This window comes from Rhodohalobacter halophilus, assembly GCF_001715195.1.
GTDB lineage: Bacteria > Bacteroidota > Rhodothermia > Balneolales > Balneolaceae > Rhodohalobacter > Rhodohalobacter halophilus.
On record NZ_MDWE01000022.1, the window covers coordinates 20,960 to 37,584 of the forward strand.

General features: G+C 43.8%; 18 protein-coding genes. 6 read left to right on the forward strand and 12 right to left on the reverse strand.

Features of this window, described 5'->3' with window-relative positions; all coding sequences use genetic code 11:
* Window positions 1-12: 12 nt before the first annotated feature.
* Together BG260_RS06880 and BG260_RS06885 are read left to right on the forward strand one after the other, a co-directional pair.
* Complete coding sequence (locus BG260_RS06880) at window positions 13-462, forward strand: heme-copper oxidase family protein (protein WP_069131227.1); 450 nt, start codon at window positions 13-15, stop codon at window positions 460-462.
* Window positions 459-875: a hypothetical protein gene (locus BG260_RS06885; RefSeq protein WP_069131228.1), complete on the forward strand. Its 417-nt coding sequence runs from the start codon at window positions 459-461 to the stop codon at window positions 873-875. The genes BG260_RS06880 and BG260_RS06885 overlap by 4 nt, the downstream gene beginning before the upstream one ends.
* Window positions 876-881: 6 nt before the next feature.
* On the opposite strand, the gene BG260_RS14150 is transcribed toward BG260_RS06885, so the two are convergent.
* The 3 genes from BG260_RS14150 to BG260_RS06895 all read right to left on the reverse strand — a co-directional run bounded on the left by BG260_RS14150 (window position 882) and on the right by BG260_RS06895 (window position 3,985).
* Window positions 882-1,022 carry a hypothetical protein gene (locus BG260_RS14150; RefSeq protein ID WP_176719450.1) on the reverse strand — a complete coding sequence of 47 codons (141 nt, stop codon included), beginning with the start codon at window positions 1,020-1,022 and terminating at the stop codon, window positions 882-884.
* 110 nt (window positions 1,023-1,132) lie between these two features.
* Window positions 1,133-2,497 carry an aldehyde dehydrogenase family protein gene (locus tag BG260_RS06890; RefSeq protein ID WP_069131306.1) on the reverse strand — a complete coding sequence of 455 codons (1,365 nt, stop codon included), beginning with the start codon at window positions 2,495-2,497 and terminating at the stop codon, window positions 1,133-1,135.
* 93 nt (window positions 2,498-2,590) lie between these two features.
* Window positions 2,591-3,985 carry a tryptophanase gene (locus BG260_RS06895; RefSeq protein WP_069131229.1) on the reverse strand — a complete coding sequence of 465 codons (1,395 nt, stop codon included), beginning with the start codon at window positions 3,983-3,985 and terminating at the stop codon, window positions 2,591-2,593.
* Between the two features lie 190 nt (window positions 3,986-4,175).
* Here BG260_RS06895 and BG260_RS06900 point away from each other — a divergent pair, with 190 nt between their 5' ends.
* Window positions 4,176-6,233 (forward strand): acetate--CoA ligase family protein, encoded by a 2,058-nt coding sequence (locus BG260_RS06900; RefSeq protein WP_069131230.1) that lies wholly within the window; start codon window positions 4,176-4,178, stop codon window positions 6,231-6,233.
* Window positions 6,234-6,244: 11 nt separating this feature from the next.
* On the opposite strand, the gene BG260_RS06905 is transcribed toward BG260_RS06900, so the two are convergent.
* Complete coding sequence (locus BG260_RS06905) at window positions 6,245-6,880, reverse strand: RNA polymerase sigma factor (RefSeq protein ID WP_069131231.1); 636 nt, start codon at window positions 6,878-6,880, stop codon at window positions 6,245-6,247.
* A 129-nt stretch (window positions 6,881-7,009) separates the two neighbouring features.
* Between BG260_RS06905 and BG260_RS06910 the strand changes: the two genes are divergently transcribed.
* Window positions 7,010-7,537, forward strand: a complete 528-nt coding sequence (locus BG260_RS06910) for an outer membrane beta-barrel protein (RefSeq protein ID WP_069131232.1) — start codon at window positions 7,010-7,012, stop codon at window positions 7,535-7,537.
* Between the two features lie 55 nt (window positions 7,538-7,592).
* Here BG260_RS06910 and BG260_RS06915 read toward each other — a convergent pair whose 3' ends face one another.
* The 4 genes from BG260_RS06915 to BG260_RS06930 form a co-directional block, all read right to left on the reverse strand.
* A complete protein-coding gene (locus tag BG260_RS06915; protein WP_069131307.1) occupies window positions 7,593-8,510 on the reverse strand; it encodes a Ppx/GppA phosphatase family protein in 918 nt (305 codons plus the stop codon).
* Between the two features lie 5 nt (window positions 8,511-8,515).
* On the reverse strand, window positions 8,516-9,358 hold the full coding sequence (gene prmA / locus BG260_RS06920; protein ID WP_069131233.1) for a 50S ribosomal protein L11 methyltransferase: 843 nt from the start codon (window positions 9,356-9,358) through the stop codon (window positions 8,516-8,518).
* A gap of 64 nt (window positions 9,359-9,422) precedes the next feature.
* The gene (locus tag BG260_RS06925; protein WP_069131234.1) at window positions 9,423-9,917 is read right to left on the reverse strand and encodes a putative metallopeptidase; all 495 of its coding nucleotides are present in this window, start codon (window positions 9,915-9,917) and stop codon (window positions 9,423-9,425) included.
* Window positions 9,918-10,078: 161 nt separating this feature from the next.
* Window positions 10,079-10,885 (reverse strand): hypothetical protein, encoded by an 807-nt coding sequence (locus BG260_RS06930; RefSeq protein ID WP_069131235.1) that lies wholly within the window; start codon window positions 10,883-10,885, stop codon window positions 10,079-10,081.
* A 267-nt stretch (window positions 10,886-11,152) separates the two neighbouring features.
* Here BG260_RS06930 and BG260_RS06935 point away from each other — a divergent pair, with 267 nt between their 5' ends.
* Entirely contained in the window at window positions 11,153-12,424 is a 1,272-nt protein-coding gene (locus tag BG260_RS06935) for an acetyl-CoA hydrolase/transferase family protein (RefSeq protein WP_069131236.1), read from the forward strand.
* A gap of 56 nt (window positions 12,425-12,480) precedes the next feature.
* On the forward strand, window positions 12,481-13,035 hold the full coding sequence (locus BG260_RS06940) for a hypothetical protein (RefSeq protein WP_069131237.1): 555 nt from the start codon (window positions 12,481-12,483) through the stop codon (window positions 13,033-13,035).
* A 41-nt stretch (window positions 13,036-13,076) separates the two neighbouring features.
* Here the strand turns inward: BG260_RS06940 and BG260_RS06945 are convergent, their stop codons facing one another.
* Genes BG260_RS06945 through BG260_RS06960 form a run of 4 tightly spaced genes read right to left on the reverse strand, consistent with a single transcriptional unit; the run spans window position 13,077 to window position 16,599 of the window.
* The gene (locus BG260_RS06945) at window positions 13,077-14,057 is read right to left on the reverse strand and encodes a M28 family peptidase (protein WP_069131238.1); all 981 of its coding nucleotides are present in this window, start codon (window positions 14,055-14,057) and stop codon (window positions 13,077-13,079) included.
* Window position 14,058: 1 nt separating this feature from the next.
* Window positions 14,059-14,829, reverse strand: coding sequence for an SDR family oxidoreductase (locus BG260_RS06950; protein ID WP_069131239.1), 771 nt, complete (start codon window positions 14,827-14,829; stop codon window positions 14,059-14,061).
* A 3-nt stretch (window positions 14,830-14,832) separates the two neighbouring features.
* Entirely contained in the window at window positions 14,833-16,362 is a 1,530-nt protein-coding gene (locus BG260_RS06955; protein ID WP_069131240.1) for an amidase family protein, read from the reverse strand.
* 12 nt (window positions 16,363-16,374) lie between these two features.
* A complete protein-coding gene (locus tag BG260_RS06960; RefSeq protein ID WP_069131241.1) occupies window positions 16,375-16,599 on the reverse strand; it encodes a Sec-independent protein translocase subunit TatA/TatB in 225 nt (74 codons plus the stop codon).
* Window positions 16,600-16,625: the final 26 nt, after the last annotated feature.

Genomic DNA, 16,625 nt, shown 5'->3' on the forward strand with positions numbered 1-16,625 from the left:
ATTTTCTAACCCATGCCTACATCCACGCGCTGGTTTGTCCGTTCCGGAATGGTTTATTTTCTGCTTGGAGTAATTCTCGCTTTTTTAAGTGAGTTTGAACTTTTCAGTAAAATCTCACTCCTGCCCGTTTACTGGCACATGCTAGTGATTGGGTGGATTACACAGTTGATCATTGGTGTATCCGTCTGGATGTTTCCTCGAAAATATCGCGACAAGAAAAAGAGAGAGTCTATACTGGTCTGGACTACGTTCTGGTCCCTCAACCTCGGGTTGATTTTACGTTTCATCTCTGAACCGATCTTGCACCTCTATCCCGGCAGCACTCTGCTCAATGGAGTTGTCATTCTATCTGCTCTTCTCCAGGTCACAGCATTTCTTTGTTACATCGCCGAAATCTGGCCAAGGCTTCAACCCAGGAAGAAAAGACGGCAAAAATCAAAGAAAAGAGAGGTAAACGCATGATGCCGCTTCAATCGATATGGATGATGAAAATCTCCCTGATGTGGCTTCTTATCTCGATTTTCATAGGAGGACTGATACTCATTGAGAAAGCCGCTGGAGTTCTTCCGGCTGTCTGGGGATTACTCTCAGTTCATTACGAATTGGCTATTTGGGGATGGATGGTTCAATTTATCATCGGTACTGCCTACTGGATGTTCCCCAAATTCCTGACAGGAACCAGAAGAGGCCCCGAATGGGCTGCGTGGTCTGTTGTCGTCCTTCTAAATGCAGGAGTGATTTCCCTGATTAGTTCTGTGTTGCCACAGTTTGGTTATCTGCCAAAACTAGGGCGAGGTCTGATTTTGTTGAGCATTCTTGCTTTTGTTACCCTGACCTGGAAACGGGTTGTTACCTACCGTAACCACTCTCATTGAAAGACTTCATCGGTCATTCTGCCTGAAAATCGGCACCGGAATTCTCTCTTTGATTCGCAGTGTCAGCAGCTGAACCGAAAGTTTCGCGATGTATCGAATGATGTCGATCAACATATAGAGTCCGAGTAAGCGTGTGAGCAAATCCATAAGTAAATTGTTTTGTGTAGCAATAAAGAGTTTTCAGGGGATGAACTGTTACAAAACAATTGCTATGTACCCGGAATCTAATCTAACAGAATCAGATTCTTGCCTTTGAACTATTCCGCTACATAAACAGTCTTAATATTCACAAATTCCCGTATCCCAAAATGTGACAGCTCGCGTCCGTAACCACTCTCTTTAATACCGCCGAACGGAAGTCTCGAATCTGATTTCACCAGAGAGTTCACAAAACAGTTTCCGGCATTCAATTTTTTGGATGCGATCTCCTCTCCTTTTTCCAAATCTTCTGTGAAGACAGAAGCCCCCAGTCCAAAGATAGAATCGTTTGCAATTCGAACGGCATCCTCTTCATCCCGTGCTTTGATGATTGCAGCCACCGGGCCAAAAAGTTCCTCTTCGTAGGCAGCCATACCCGGATTCACATCTGTAAGAACAGTAGGCGGATACCAGGCACCTTTTTGATCCGGTATCTTTCCACCCAACAGGCATTTAGCACCTTTATCTACACTTCGCTTAACCTGATCATGAAGCTCATCCCGAAGATCATTTCGTGCCTGAGGGCCTAAATCATAATCACGGCTCATCGGATCACCCATCGTTCTTTTTTTCATCTCTGATACAAAACGTTCTTCAAACGCTTTCAGTTTGGACTCCACAACAATAAACCTTTTGGCTGCAATGCAGCTCTGCCCGTTGTTGATGAGCCGGCTGTTTACACATGTTGGAATTGCCTTCTCAAGGTCTGCATCTTCCAGAATCAAGTAGGGATCACTACCGCCCAATTCCAATACAGTTTTCTTGAGTTCTGCTCCTGCCTTCTTCGCCACCGCTTTACCCGCAGGCACACTTCCCGTAAGCGTTACAGCCTTCACGATTGGACTCTCAATAACGCGCGCTACATCACTGCTGCTTATTTTAAGAGTACTGAAGAGATTTTCAGGAAATCCGGCATCTTTAAATATCTCTTCAATTGCCAGCGCGGATCCGGTGACGTTTGACGCGTGCTTTAAAACTCCTGCATTGCCTGCCATCATTCCGGGTACAGCAAACCGAAAAACCTGCCAGAATGGAAAGTTCCAGGGCATCACTGCCAGTACAGTGCCCAAAGGCCGGAACGTTACAAAACTCTTTTTTGCATCTGTTTCAATTATCTGATCCGCAAGAAATGATTCTCCATTTTCTGCGTAATAATCGCATACCCATGCACACTTTTCAACTTCTGCTTCAGCCCCGGCAATCGGCTTTCCCATCTCCAGAGTCATGAGTTTCGCAAACTCAGCTTTTCGATTCCTAAGAATCTCCCCTGCTCTTTTTAACAGATCAGATCTTTCGCTGAAGGGAACACTTTGCCATTCCCGGAAAGCCTCTTCACTGTTGTTGAGAATTTGATCAACTTCGGCATTTGTGTGAGGCTGATACTCAGCAATTACTTCTCCGGTTGCAGGGTTTATGGATTTCATCATTTTTTACTCTAAGAATTTCGATTGATAATTTTTCTAATAACAAATGTAACAGTTCAGTCACTCCATTTCATGGAAAGTTGAAAACAACATTCACGATTCAAACGGTTCAAGCCTTGCAGAAAAATGTCTCAATACCGGAGGGGCTGATACAATCTTGTATCCATTCAGTTTCTCCCTTTGCTCAAATGTGTTGATAACTACCTCCGCCAAATAATCGATGTGACTCTGCGTATAAACTCTCCGTGGAATAGCAAGTCTCACCAGTTCCATCGCAGCGGGCTTCTCTGTACCATCCGGCTGTAGTCCAAACATTACACTTCCAATCTCTACGGCACGAACACCGCCAATCAGATATAGAGCATTCGTCAAACTCCAGGCAGGATACTCCAGTGGTTTGATATTCGGAAGCATCTCCCTCGCATCAATATATACGGCATGACCGCCGGTTGGCTGAACAATTGAGATCCCTGCATCTGTCAGTTTTTCCCCGAAATAGGCTGTTGAACGAATCCGATACCTGAGGTACCCTTCATCCAATGCCTCATACAGACCTGCTGCTACCGCTTCCATATCATAACCGGCCATGCCGCCATAGGTCGGGAAACCTTCCGTTAAAATTGTGAGACTGCGACATTCTTGCGCAATCTGATCATCATTCAGAGCTAAGAATCCACCGATATTTGCCATTCCATCTTTCTTGGCACTCATTGTGCAACCGTCTGCATAGCTAAAAATTTCCCGTGCAATTTCAATGGGAGACTTGTCTGCATATCCATCTTCCCTGGTTTTGATAAACCAACTATTTTCCGCAAATCGGCAGGCATCAATAAAAAATGGAATATCAAATTCCCTGGCAATCTCAGAGACCTCCTTGATGTTCTGCATGCTAACCGGCTGTCCGCCGCCTGAGTTGTTGGTAAGCGTGAGCATAATGACAGGTATTCGTTCACGGCCGATTGATTCAATGGTCTCCCTTAATTTTTCAACATTCATATTCCCTTTAAAAGGGTGAATTGTGAGCGGTTGTCTGCCCTCATCAATGACAAGGTCCAGAGCTTCAGCACCATTGTGTTCTACATGAGCACGGGTTGTATCAAAATGTGTGTTGCTGGGAATGACATCCCCTTTCCGGGCGATGGTGGTAAATAGAATATTTTCAGCCGCTCTTCCCTGGTGAGTGGGAATAACGTGCTCAAAACCGGTGATATCCCGGACTGCCGCTTCAAACTTATAGAACGATTCCGAGCCCGCATACGACTCGTCACTGCTAATCATTCCGGACCACTGGTTGGATGACATTGCTCCGGTTCCGCTATCCGTTAACAGATCAATCAATACATCTTTGGCTTTCAGCAAAAAGGGGTTATAGCCGGCTTGTTGCAGAAGCTCTTTTCTCTGTTCAAGGCTGGTAAACCGGATCGGTTCAACCGACCGGATGCGAAATGGTTCGATAATCGTATTCGGGGTAAAGTCGTTTAGCTCCATACTTTATATAAGTTTATTGATGAATGATGTTTCAAATAACAAATTTCTTTGAAAGTGCCGTTACTAAAAATTCATTTCCAATCAATGAATCGCATACTTAACAAAGTCTTCTAATACTGCTATCAAAATTTTGCCTTTTGTACGTACACTATCTAATTTAAGATAAAAATATCCTAATAACTTTTTCACAATGATTGAATCCTTCTTTACCCCGAAAAAAATAGCGGTTATCGGCGCATCAAGAGATCCCCATAAACTTGGGTACGGAGTGATCCGAAATCTTCTGAAATACAATTTTAAAGGCAACATCTACCCTGTAAATCGCAGTGCAACGGAAATTCTAAATCTACCTTGTTACCCATCTATTGATGAACTACCTGAGGGTATAGATTTAGGAGTTGTTGTGGTACCGGCTGTTCACGTACCAAAAGTCATTCAACAGTGTGGAGAGAAAAGAATCAAAACGGCGATAGTGGTGAGTGGCGGGTTCAGTGAAACAGGAGAGGATGGCCGCGAACTTGAAAAAAGACTCAAAGAGAGTGCGAATAAGTATGGGATTCGCATTATTGGGCCGAATTGTATTGGCTCTATTGATACGCATACACCGGTTAATACCACTTTTGTGGTTGGTATGCCCGAACAAGGAGGCATTGGCTTTATATCCCAGTCCGGTGCAATGGTGGCTGCAGTAATTGACTGGGCACGAGGTGCCGGTGTTGGATTCTCCAGAATTGTCAGTCTTGGAAATCAAATGGATGTTACCGAAACGGAAATGATTGAGCTGATTGGAAACGATCGCCAGACTGAAGTGATCACAGCCTATGCAGAAGGAATTTCTGATGGCCGTAAATTTCTCAATATTTCAGAGAAAATTTCGCGGAAGAAGCCATTTGTAATTCTGAAAGGCGGTCAAAGTGAGAAGGGTGCCGAAGCGGTCTCATCTCATACAGGTGCACTCTCGGGCAGCAAAGAAGCCTACTCCGCAGCGTTTCGAAAGTCAGGGGTGCTGGAAGCCCGTACGATGGAAGAGATGTTTGACTGGGCTCGTGCGCTTGCATGGCAGCCTCTTCCAAAGGGAAAACGCGTAGCCGTTCTAACAAATGCGGGTGGGCCGGCTATTCTTGCCGTTGATGCATTGGAAAAGGCCGGATTGGAGCTCGCCGATCTAACTCAAACCACTCGGGATTACCTGAAAAGCCGTCTTCCAAAAGCGGCCAGTTCCAAGAACCCTGTTGACGTATTAGCGGGTTCCGGTCCCGCAACTTATACCCTTGCACTCGAAGCACTGTTAACCGATGAAACAGTGGATGCGGTTGTAGTTATTCAGGCTCCACAAGACTGGTTTTTGCCGGCAAGCCTGGCGGAGGTTGTCGGGGAAACGGCCGGTCTTCATAAAAAGCCGGTCATTGCCTCCATTATGGGGAAAGCATCCGTTGATGAAGCTCTGAATATCCTCCATAAGCGAAGAGTACCGAATGTGGCTTTCCCCGAGCGTGCTGCATCCATTCTCTCTGCAATGGTACAAAGAAAAGATTGGCTGAATTCGGTAAGTGAACAGCCGGGGAAATCATCTTCTCATCTGCCTCCGGATACGGATCGGCTGTTAGCTAACAACAATTTCGAGGAGTTGGTAGAAGCTTATGGAATTCACCTTCCACCTCAGCAAACGGTTACCACTGAACAAGATTTAATTGAGGCGGCGAAGAAGGTCGGCTATCCAGTCGTTCTAAAGTTGTTATCTCCCAATCACAGTCATAAATCGGATATCGGTGGGGTTATTACCAATATTTCAGACGAGAATGAGCTCATAAATGGCTGGAATAGATTCATTGACATCGCCAAATCAAACAATATAGAAATGAGCGGGGCTCTGGTTCAAAAAATGCTCCAAAACGGACAGGAAGTCATCATAGGTATGAAAAGAGATGAACAATTTGGTCCCATGGTTATATTCGGAACAGGGGGAACCGACGTTGAGCTGTACAAAGATGTTTACACGTCACTCGCTCCGTTAAGTGAACAGGAAGCCCGCGAAATGATCGAATCTACAATTGCAGGTAAAAAGCTAAAAGGATGGCGAAATCTGCGGCAGGCTGATATCGACTCAGTGATCAATGCCCTCATAAACATGAGCCATCTGGCCGTCAATCATCCTGAAATTACTGAGCTCGAGATCAATCCGCTCTATGTATTGAAAGATGGAGAGGGTTCGTTTGCCATTGATGTGCGTGGAGTGGACAACCGCTGAAAGGTGTGTTTTTAAAATTCCCCTCTTCGGTCCTTCAGCTCTTTGTAGAGCATTTCACGAGCCCGAAAAATATGCGCTTTGACGGTTCCCAAAGGCAGATCAAGCTGTTCGGATATTTCATCATAGCTGAGCTCCTCAAAATGACGGAGTTTTATAACAACCCGGTACTTTTCCGGCAGATCTTCAATCGCTTCATGGATAATATCACTACGCTGCTTTCGGATGATCTTTTGATCTGATGATGCGTGCTCATCCTCCAACTGAATATTCATCTCACCGTCTTTGGTTTTCACCGGCTCATTAATAGATGTCGTCTGCAGCTTTTTTTTTCGCAGATAATCGATGGCGTGATTTGTGGTAATACGATAGAGCCAGGTAGAAAATGCGTAATTGGTATTGTATAACTCAAGATTATCGAACGCTTTGATGAAAGCTTCCTGAACTAAGTCGCGCACTTGCTCTTTGTCTTTCACCATTTTCAACACATGAAAATAGAGCGGTGTCTCATACTTTTCGGTGAGTGTTCGAAATGCCACTTGATCGCCGGAAACGGCTCTCAATACCAGCTTATCGTCTTCTAAACTGCTGGCAGATGCGTTTTCCCTGGTTGACAGTTGCTGGTTGTTATTCTTCGTTTCGTCCGGCATCTAAAATTATTTCAAAAAAATGAGGTCGATGGATGACAGTTTATATCAATTCATTACGCATAACAATAATAGAGACTCAATCTACAGAAGAATAAGTCTAACCGAAAAAATAAACATAACATTACCACAATGAAAAAATTACTTACAGCATTATTCGTAATAGCACTCGCTTTTGGATTTCACTCGACAGCAACTGCGCAGGTACAGGAAGGAGATTTTAAACTTGGAGCCGGTTTAAGCTTTGGCTCAGGCGTTGGCTTTGGAGGTTTAGATAATGACTTAGGTATTAGAGTGGACGGATACTACTCCTTTACCGATGAAATTCGGGGGGGTGGTGATTTTACTTTTTATCTACCGAAAAGCGAAGGTGGAGTAGACGTAACCGTTTGGGAGCTTAATTTGAACGGAAACTATGTTTTTTATAATGAAACTGACTTAGTGGCTTATGGTTTAGCCGGTATTAACATTACAGGACTGAATATTAGCGGAGATGGTGGATTTGACGATAGTGACACAGAAATCGGTTTAAATTTAGGAGCCGGCCTAGAGTATGACCTAGATTTTGCAGATCTGTTTGCTGAAGCGAAATTAGGAAATCTTGGAGGAAATGCCGATCAGTTTGTGCTTTCTGCAGGTTTGCGATTTCCAATTAACTAACGGTCTTTAATCAAGGCAGAGTCGGGCGTTTATCGAGCAGGTAAACGCCCTTTTTTTATATTAATATTCCGTGCCGGATTCCACCTGTGGAAACAGTAAGTTCATCAAATCCATAGATACTCATAAATTCCTCCAGGATTATCAATCCGCCGGTTATCACATCTCCTCGACCGGTTAGAAATGGTGCGTACTTCGTTTCAATGTCTTCGGCAATCATCTTTGAAAATTCCTGAATGAAACTTGAAATCTGACCTCTCTTTACCTTGAAACCGTTTACCCTATCTGCATCATAAAAATCCAACGTTAACAAAATCGCTGCAATGGATGTAACGGTGCCTGCTACTCCAACCAATTGATAGGATTTAAGCTCCTGATGGTTCTCCTTTATCAACTTCCGGGCTGCGGTTCGGGCTTCCATCACTTCCACTTCCAACGGCGGATTTTGTTTCAAATATCGCTCAGAGAATCGGACACTTCCCATGTCAAGAGAGAGTCCCCTTTCAAATTTCTCCCCACTTCCAATTGCGATTTCAGTACTTCCGCCGCCGATGTCTAACACAGCAAAACGGTGACTCCGATCTTTCAATACCGAGATAGCTCCCTTATAGGTTGTTTCAGCCTCTGCATCACCGCTAAGCAGTCTTACCCGCCAGCCTGTCGCTTCCATAATCTCATTCAAAAACTGATCCCGGTTTAAGGAATCACGAACGGCACTGGTAGCAGTAACCATGGTGTGGTCTACAGATGAAGGATAGTTTTTTTCAAGATAATGGCGATAGTCGGACAAAACATTCAGAACACGATTTCTGCTATCCGGATGAAGTTTACGATCTTGATCCACTCCTCTGCCAAGACGCGGTATCTCCTGTTTTTCTTCCAAAATTTTAAGCTTTCCTTCAGAAATCTCAGCCACCAGTAAAAGTACTGAGTTTGTTCCGATATCTATGGAAGCCCTTACTTTTCTCGATTCCATTTCCGTCACGATTCGCTTTTTGTAAGATGAAATAAAATCCACTCATCTTCTCCTGTAATTTTCACAATCTCAACAGGTTGAACATTCAGTGCATTAGTAACAACCTCTTCATCGGTGTCGAGTAACCCGGTCAGAAAGATTGTACCCCCAGGATTTGTCTTCTTTACAAGAAACGGAATGATTTCCAGAATTACGTTGCGATTGATATTTGCCAGTGTGATATCAAATTGCTCACGCTCCGATACGGTCTCTACGCTGCCATGGCGAATATCCACTTTCTCATTTACCTCGTTGATCAATGCATTCTCTTTTGCATTAATTTCACTCCAGCTATCCACATCAAATCCAACGGCATACGTAGCTCCAAGTTTGATTGCTGCAATTGCCAGGATTCCGGTTCCGGTTCCGGCATCGAGTACAAATTTATCTTTAAAATTGATGGAGCTAAATCGATTCAGCATCAAACGCGTTGTGGCGTGATACCCGGTTCCAAACGCCATTTTCGGATCAATTTCCAACAGCGTCTGACCTTTTGAGGGAGAAACTGTAGACCAGGTTGGCCTCACCAAAAACTTCCCGATTACCTGAGGTTGGATTGTCTGCTCCCACTGCTCATTCCAGTTTCTATCCTCCACATCCTCGGTTTCGATAAACTCCGCATCCGGATAAATTCCGATTAACTGCTCTATCTTCTCCCTGTTAGAGTCGTTATAGCGAGGCTTTTGCACATAAGCAATCAGACGATCATCAAACTGTTCAAAACCGTAAAAGTCCATCTCCATCAGCTCCGCAATCAGCGGTTCCTGATAGCGGTCATCTATTTTAAACACCAGTTTGATGTAATCCATGGTCGTTGTTTTGTTTTTTATGATCCGAAGAAAGAGAGGTTTTTTAAAGAAGAATCTTTCTCTATCAAACTTTTACTTTACTCTCCTGTTTAGGGTCGAGGTCGTGAAGAGAAGATACGGTGGCCTGTATGGTTTTGTACCACTCATTTCCATACTTGTCATTAATTTCATAAAAGTCGGAAAAGTCAGGCTTTCGAACTTTCATTTTCCACTCTTGGTTTTTCGCTTTAAAGACCGGGTCGATATGCAGAAGCTGGTGATAGAGCAACATCATTTTTGTATCCTTATCGAGCATATCCCATAAGTCTCCTGAGATTTCAATCAGATAGTCGTTGCCGGAGTAGTGCTTTACTTCCCGAGTCGCCTTCATACACTTTGCGGCACGTGTCTTACTGATGTTCGGATAAACCAATAGATATCCTATTTGGGACGGTCCCAATTCAATTTTGTGTGTTTCGATCACCTCTTTAGCAATCTCCTCAATTTCAGGAGCTTCCATTAACTGTTTATCAGTCAGTTTGATTTCGCCTTCAGGTTTTAAAAAATCGTTATCGGCCATACGTCAAATAGATCGTTTAAAATTAAAAATATCTCGTTCTGTTATTTGGATGCCGAAGATATCAAAAGATCAAAAGAGTAGCGAACATTCCGAATATTAAAAAAGGCCGTAAACGCTATCAACGCTTACGGCCTACTTTTAGGTGTTCACTCTAATGCCCGTTAGTACCCAAGTTCACTGCAACTTGTTGTTACAAAGCTGTCGTTCCAGCAAGTGCGCTCTCCATTTTCGTCGAAATAGCCGGTTAAACTTTCTGAGTTCCAATACACTGTCGTTAAACCGCTGCCATACATATTGTTTGACTCAACAGTGTTGTTTGGGCCATTTTTAACATAGGATAACGTAACCTGTTCATTTGCCCCGTCTTCTGTAAACGTCAATTCCATCCAATAGTCATCGTCCGAATCGTAATTCCATTCATAATAGATAACCGGAGTGGTTTGAGAAGTTTCGGGATCGTAGTACGCCCACTCCCCATTGTCATTATCAGCAGAAGTAAAACCCGACATAAGTCTCACATTATCATAATTTTCACCCGTTTCAGGATCGCTTCCGTCTAAATACATATTCCACTCAGAACCGGCATTGGTTTGCTCCAATGTGTATCGAATGGTTATGGTATCATACGTGTATTCCCAAACCCACATTCCATTTTCATAATTGGCGTCATCGGTAGACTCAATCATTTGATAGTAGAATCCACCTAAATTCAGATAACTCTGTAAAGCAGAATTTGCTGATGCTGAGTAGTTATCAGCCGAATTAAAAGTGTAATACTCTTCTGAAGTGCCTGCATCAGCACTTTCAAAGTAGGATCGATCGACTGTAATCTCCTCCACTTCAGGAATTTCCGGCGGATCAGATTCATCCGGGCCAGTTGAGGTGTCATCCGAACAAGCAGTTGCCAACAAAAAGGCAACTGTACTGATGGCTAACAGTTGTATTAATCTATTTGTGAACTTCATCATCTACTGAGTTAATTTTTACTTAAAGATTGTCTTCTGTTTTTATATGCGAAAGACAGTTCCGGAAGGTGTCATATATTATTGAATTTTTATTTTTAATCGGTTCCACCCTTTTCCCCGGCTTTCATATTGGTTTATCCATTAAGTTCATATATACTTAACGGTTAGCCACTATCTTTAGAATGCTTGTTTTAACTATCTGCCACATCATGCAAGAGAAAATCAACGTTCAGAAAATTTTATAGACTCACACTAAACTTCGGGGACTTTATGAAAATAGTATCATCAGAAGAGGCTGTTAAACAGATTCAATCAAAGAGTAACGTTTATATTCACACAGCTGCAGCAGCGCCTTTAAAACTAATTCAGGCGATGACTGATCGTCACGAAGAGCTGAGAGAGGTAAACATTTATCATTTACACACCGAGGGACCGGCACCGTACGTGCAGCCGGAGTACAAAAACTCATTCAACACGAAAGCTTTCTTTGTAGGATCTAATGTCAGAAAGGCAATCATTGAGGGGTATGCAGATTACATCCCAATCTTTTTAAGTGAAGTTCCACATCTCTTTAATCGGGGCATTATTCAGCTGAATGTGGCCATGATCTCGGTAAGCCCGCCCGACAAACACGGTTTCTGCTCTCTCGGGGTTTCTGTTGATGCTTCGCGGGCGGCCGTTAACAATGCTAAAACTGTCATTGCTCAGATCAACCCGAATATGCCAAGAACGCATGGAGACGGTATTATCCATGAAAGTGAAATAGATTTTGGCTCAGAAGTAAAGGATTCACTGCCCGAACACCAGCCTGCTGATTTAACTGATATTGAACTTCAGATAGGAAAGAACTGTGCAGAACTGATTGAGGATGGTGCCGTTTTGCAGATGGGAATCGGTAGTATTCCTGATGCAGTTCTCGCATCACTCAAAAATCATAAAAATTTGGGTGTTCACACCGAAATGTTTTCCGATGGTTTGATCGACCTGGTTGAATCGGGCGTGATTAATAACAGTAAAAAGAAAATTCATCCAAATCGTATCGTTTCATCATTTGCAGTGGGAACGCGTAAACTGTACGATTTTATGGATGATAACCCAAACCTGGCTATGCTCGACTGTGCCTACGTAAACGATACGGCCGTTATCCGAAGAAACCATAAAGTAACCGCAGTAAACAGTGCAATTGAAGTGGATTTGACCGGACAAGTATGCGCAGATTCAATCGGTACGATACAGTACTCCGGTGTGGGCGGACAGATGGATTTTATCCGCGGAGCATCTCTTTCAAAAGGCGGGAAACCAATTATCGCCCTCCCGTCAACAACCCGAAAGGGAATCTCCAGAATTGTACCCTTTTTAAAAGAGGGTGCCGGTGTCGTTACCACCCGTGCTCACGTACACTATGTTGTAACGGAATTTGGTGCGGCAGACCTATATGGCAAAGGCTTAAAGGAACGTGCCATAGAGTTAATTAAGGTTGCACACCCTGACCACAGAGAGGAGTTGAACAAGCGTGCGCACGAGAGGTTCAAGTCGCTATAATTCACTATATTGGTTAACGGTAAACGAATTTTAAAAACTTTAATCTCTATAGAACCATGAACAGTTCTAAACATAAAAAACGAATTCCTGCAGGCTCCAAAGAGGCGAATGACATTAGCAACAACTTTAAGAGCGACAGCAGCGGTAAATTGCTCGTTTTTGCCGGTAAAAACAGGTCCGACAAAAAGCGTTATGTGGACAAGCTTAGTAAATCAGTAAAAAAGATCGATTTGCGGGACATTGTATCTACGGTTGAGGAAGAGACGTATGAAAATATCGAAGCACTTTTCAATTCTTTTGACGGTGACAATCTGATCTATCTGGAAAATGGCGATGTATTGAACGGTGAGTATACCGGAAACACATACTCTTTTCGCCGTTATGCCACTCCTCAAGAGAAATTTCTCCTAAAAAAGATTGAGGAAAGTAAGGGTAAATTTATTTTAGATCTGCTCGATGAAGCAAACGTAACCAATCGTCTTGAGAGAATATCCGATGCTGTTATTACTTTTCATGCACCTGAAGGTGGATTGGGAAGACTGTTCTGGAACTTGAAGAACGTAAGTGTACATGGTCACACGTTTGAGAATAAGAGGCCTCTCAAAAAATAAACTCTATCGAAATAGAAGCTCCACAATGTGGAGCTTCTTTTTTAGTTACTCTCCTCTTTCGGAATTCGATTGTAGATCAGCTCCAGCATAACCTCACCTACAGCCTGCAGCACATCACGGTCTATGATATCAATATTATCACGATGAGTATGCCAATAAGGTGGAAACTCAATCACTCCGTTCTCATTTAAATTGTGGTGAATGATGTTGATCATCGGGATTCCGGTGTACTGCTCAACAATAATGTGATCATCTGCTACTCTCCCACCACGTTCATCTAAAAACAGATCTTCAAATCCTTTTTTGGCTGCAATTGCCCAAATTTCATCCACCAAATTTGGTGCAAATGAAATGGAGTGTCCCTCCTTTGGAAACCGTGCACCCTGTCCGCCAACCATATCCAGTAGAATTCCAAACCGTGGACTGTAGCCGGGTACAGGAGGATTTTGCGACCAGTACCTTGAACCGATAAAGTAATTTGCCAGATCCCCCTCTTCGCCGTAGTCCTCCCCATCAAACAGAATGATATCTACACCGATGGGTAGATCGTGTTCAGAAAAAATATTTGCCAACTCCATCAAAACCGCTACACCACTTCCACCGTCATCAGCCCCCAAAATAGCCTGATCCCGGTCTTGGCTGTCTTTATCAGCGCGAGGTCGGGAATCCCAGTGAGCAGCTAATACGATTCGATCCTGATTGGCTCCTCCAAATGATGCGAGAACATTGTAAAATGGAAGTGTATCACCATAGATCTCCTGTTCAAACTGCTGAATATAAACGGCCCGGCTTCCGGCGGTAGCTTGAAAGTGATCTCTAAAATATTCTACTGCATTTCGGTGAGCTTCCGTTCCCGGTACCCTCGGCCCAAAGGCAAGCTGCTCTTCAATATATTGGAAGGTATTTTCAGAACGAAACTCCGGCACTTCGTTGCCCTGTTCTCTGAACTCCAGCCTCTCTTCTGACGCCGAACAGGAGAATAGAAATAGAGCAACTACAATCAAGCTGAACGTTCGTTTCATATTATTCCGACCTGTGAACCATGGTTGATGATGACTGCGCAGTGGGCAGAACAATGGTGTCCATAATATTTACATGAGGCGGACGTGATGCGGTAAAGAAAACGATCTCTGCGATATCATCGGCAGTAAGAGGCTGTAAATTGTTATAAACCTTATCAGCGGCCTCTTTATCCCCATGGAAACGCACTTCACTAAATTCAGTTTCGACCAGCCCGGGAGAAACTGCACTAACGCGAATTTCAGTTCCGTGCAAATCTTTCTTTGTAGCTTCAGTAATTGCCTTTACAGCATGTTTGGTTCCGCAATATACAGAGCCGCCCGGGTAAGATTCATGCCCGGCTATAGATCCAATATTGATGATATGCCCGCTATTCTGCTCTCTCATTTTTTCAGATACAAAACGGGTCATCGAGAGTAAACCTTTGATATTGGTATCGATCATTTTATCCCAATCGTCAAAATCAGCTTGATCAATCGGATCCTTACCCGAAGCTAAACCCGCATTATTCACAAGAATATCAATTGGCTGGGAAATGGAATCTACACACTGTTTACAGGCATCTCTATCTCTAACATCAAACGCAAACGTACTAATTTGAACAGCAAGTTTTTCATTGATCTCTGTTGAGATCGCTTTGAGTCGGTCTTTCCGTCTGCCGGTCAGTATCAGGTTTGATCCTGCCTCAGCGAAATGATAGGCACACGCTTTTCCGATTCCGGATGTTGCTCCTGTAATCAGAACCCATTTCCCCTTCAACCGTTGGTGTGCCATTTGTTACCCGTTTAGCTGTTCAATTCTTCTGCCTGCTCTTAAGATATCTGCCTCTCTGAAACTATTACCGAGGAATTGAATTCCAACCGGAAGCCCATTAGAGTGCGTGCCTGCGGGAACGCTAATGCCGCAAATTCCGGCCAGATTGGCCGTTGTAGTATAAATATCATTGAGATACATCTGTACAGGATCGTCCTGGTTTGAGCCAAGATCAAACGCTGTAGTTGGTGCTGTTGGGGATACAATTACATCAACGTTATCAAATGCGTTTTCGAAGTCCTGCTTGATGAGCCGGCGAACTTTTTGAGCTTTTGCATAGTAAGCGTCATAATAACCGGAACTGAGAACGTATGTACCCAGCATGATTCGTCGTTTCACTTCACTGCCAAACCCCTCTGTTCGGGATTTTTTATACAATCGTGCCAGTGGAGAGTCAACTTTACCAAGTCTCTCAAGCGCCTCCTCTTTATCAGCTCCAACAGCTACTTTTATCTCTTTCTCAATTGCTTCGCGCTCTTTACCCAGCTCCTTTTCAATCTCTTTGAAATCTGCCCGGTGCCCGTATCGAACTCCATCATATCGGGCAAGATTACTGGACGCCTCGGCAGTTGCTAAAATGTAATAAGTGGCAATTCCATATTTGCTGTGAGGAAGGTTGATCGGAACCAGTTCCGCCCCATCACGCTCCATACCCTTCAACCGGTCATTGATCATCTCGCGGATTTCATCATCCAATCCATCCCCAAAATACTCTTCAGGAACTCCGATTCGAAGTTTACCGCTGTCACTTTTGATCGCTTCCGCATAATTTTCAACCGGCACATCAGCCGAGGAGTTATCCATGGGATCATGACCTGCAATATGTTGAAGCATCAAAGCTGCATCTTCCACACTGTTTGAAAAGGGACCGATACAATCGAATGATGAGGCAAACGCTACCAGACCATACCGAGAAACCCGGCTGTATGTTGGCTTCAAACCGACAACCCCGCAATAGGAAGCAGGCTGACGAATAGAACCGCCCGTGTCTGACCCCAGGGATACGTTACACATTCCCGCTGCAACAGCTGCCGCACTTCCACCGCTCGATCCGCCAGACACTTTTGAGGTATCGTGGGGGTTTTTAGTAGCACCGTGGATAGAGTTCTCCGTTGATGAGCCCATGGCAAATTCATCCATGTTGAGCCGGCCAATTAAAAGAGCATCTTCCGCGTGCAGTTTATCAATAACGGTTGCGTTATAGACAGCTTCAAAATTTTCAAGCATCCGGCTTGAGCAGGTCAGCTTTTTTCCTTTTTCGCTGATTACATCCTTCACACCGACTACTGCACCGGCAAGGTCTCCTGCCGAACCGCTGTCAATCTTTTTCTGAATGTCAGCAGCCTGCTTCAGCACAGACTCCTCATCATACGCTACAAAAGCATTGATGTCAGAGTTTTTAGATTTGATTACATCGAGATAAGTTTGCGCAAGGTCCGGAAGTTTAATCTTGCCGGATTTAAGTTGCTCTTGAGTCGAGAGCAGATTCTTCATTGAGAATTGACTTTAATTTTTTGATTCTTCTTTTGTCTTCTCGCCAGAGTCTTGAACCGAGCTGTTTACGTCGTCTTTGCCACGGTCAATCTCTTTTTTAATATCGTCAGAAGCTTTGCGGAACTCCTGAATGCCCTGACCAATTCCACGAGCAAGTTCAGGAATACGTTTTGCGCCAAAAAGAAGTAAAATCGCCAGGATGATTAACACCCATTCGAAACCACCTATAGAACCCATATGGTATAAAACTTAGGTTTTTGAAA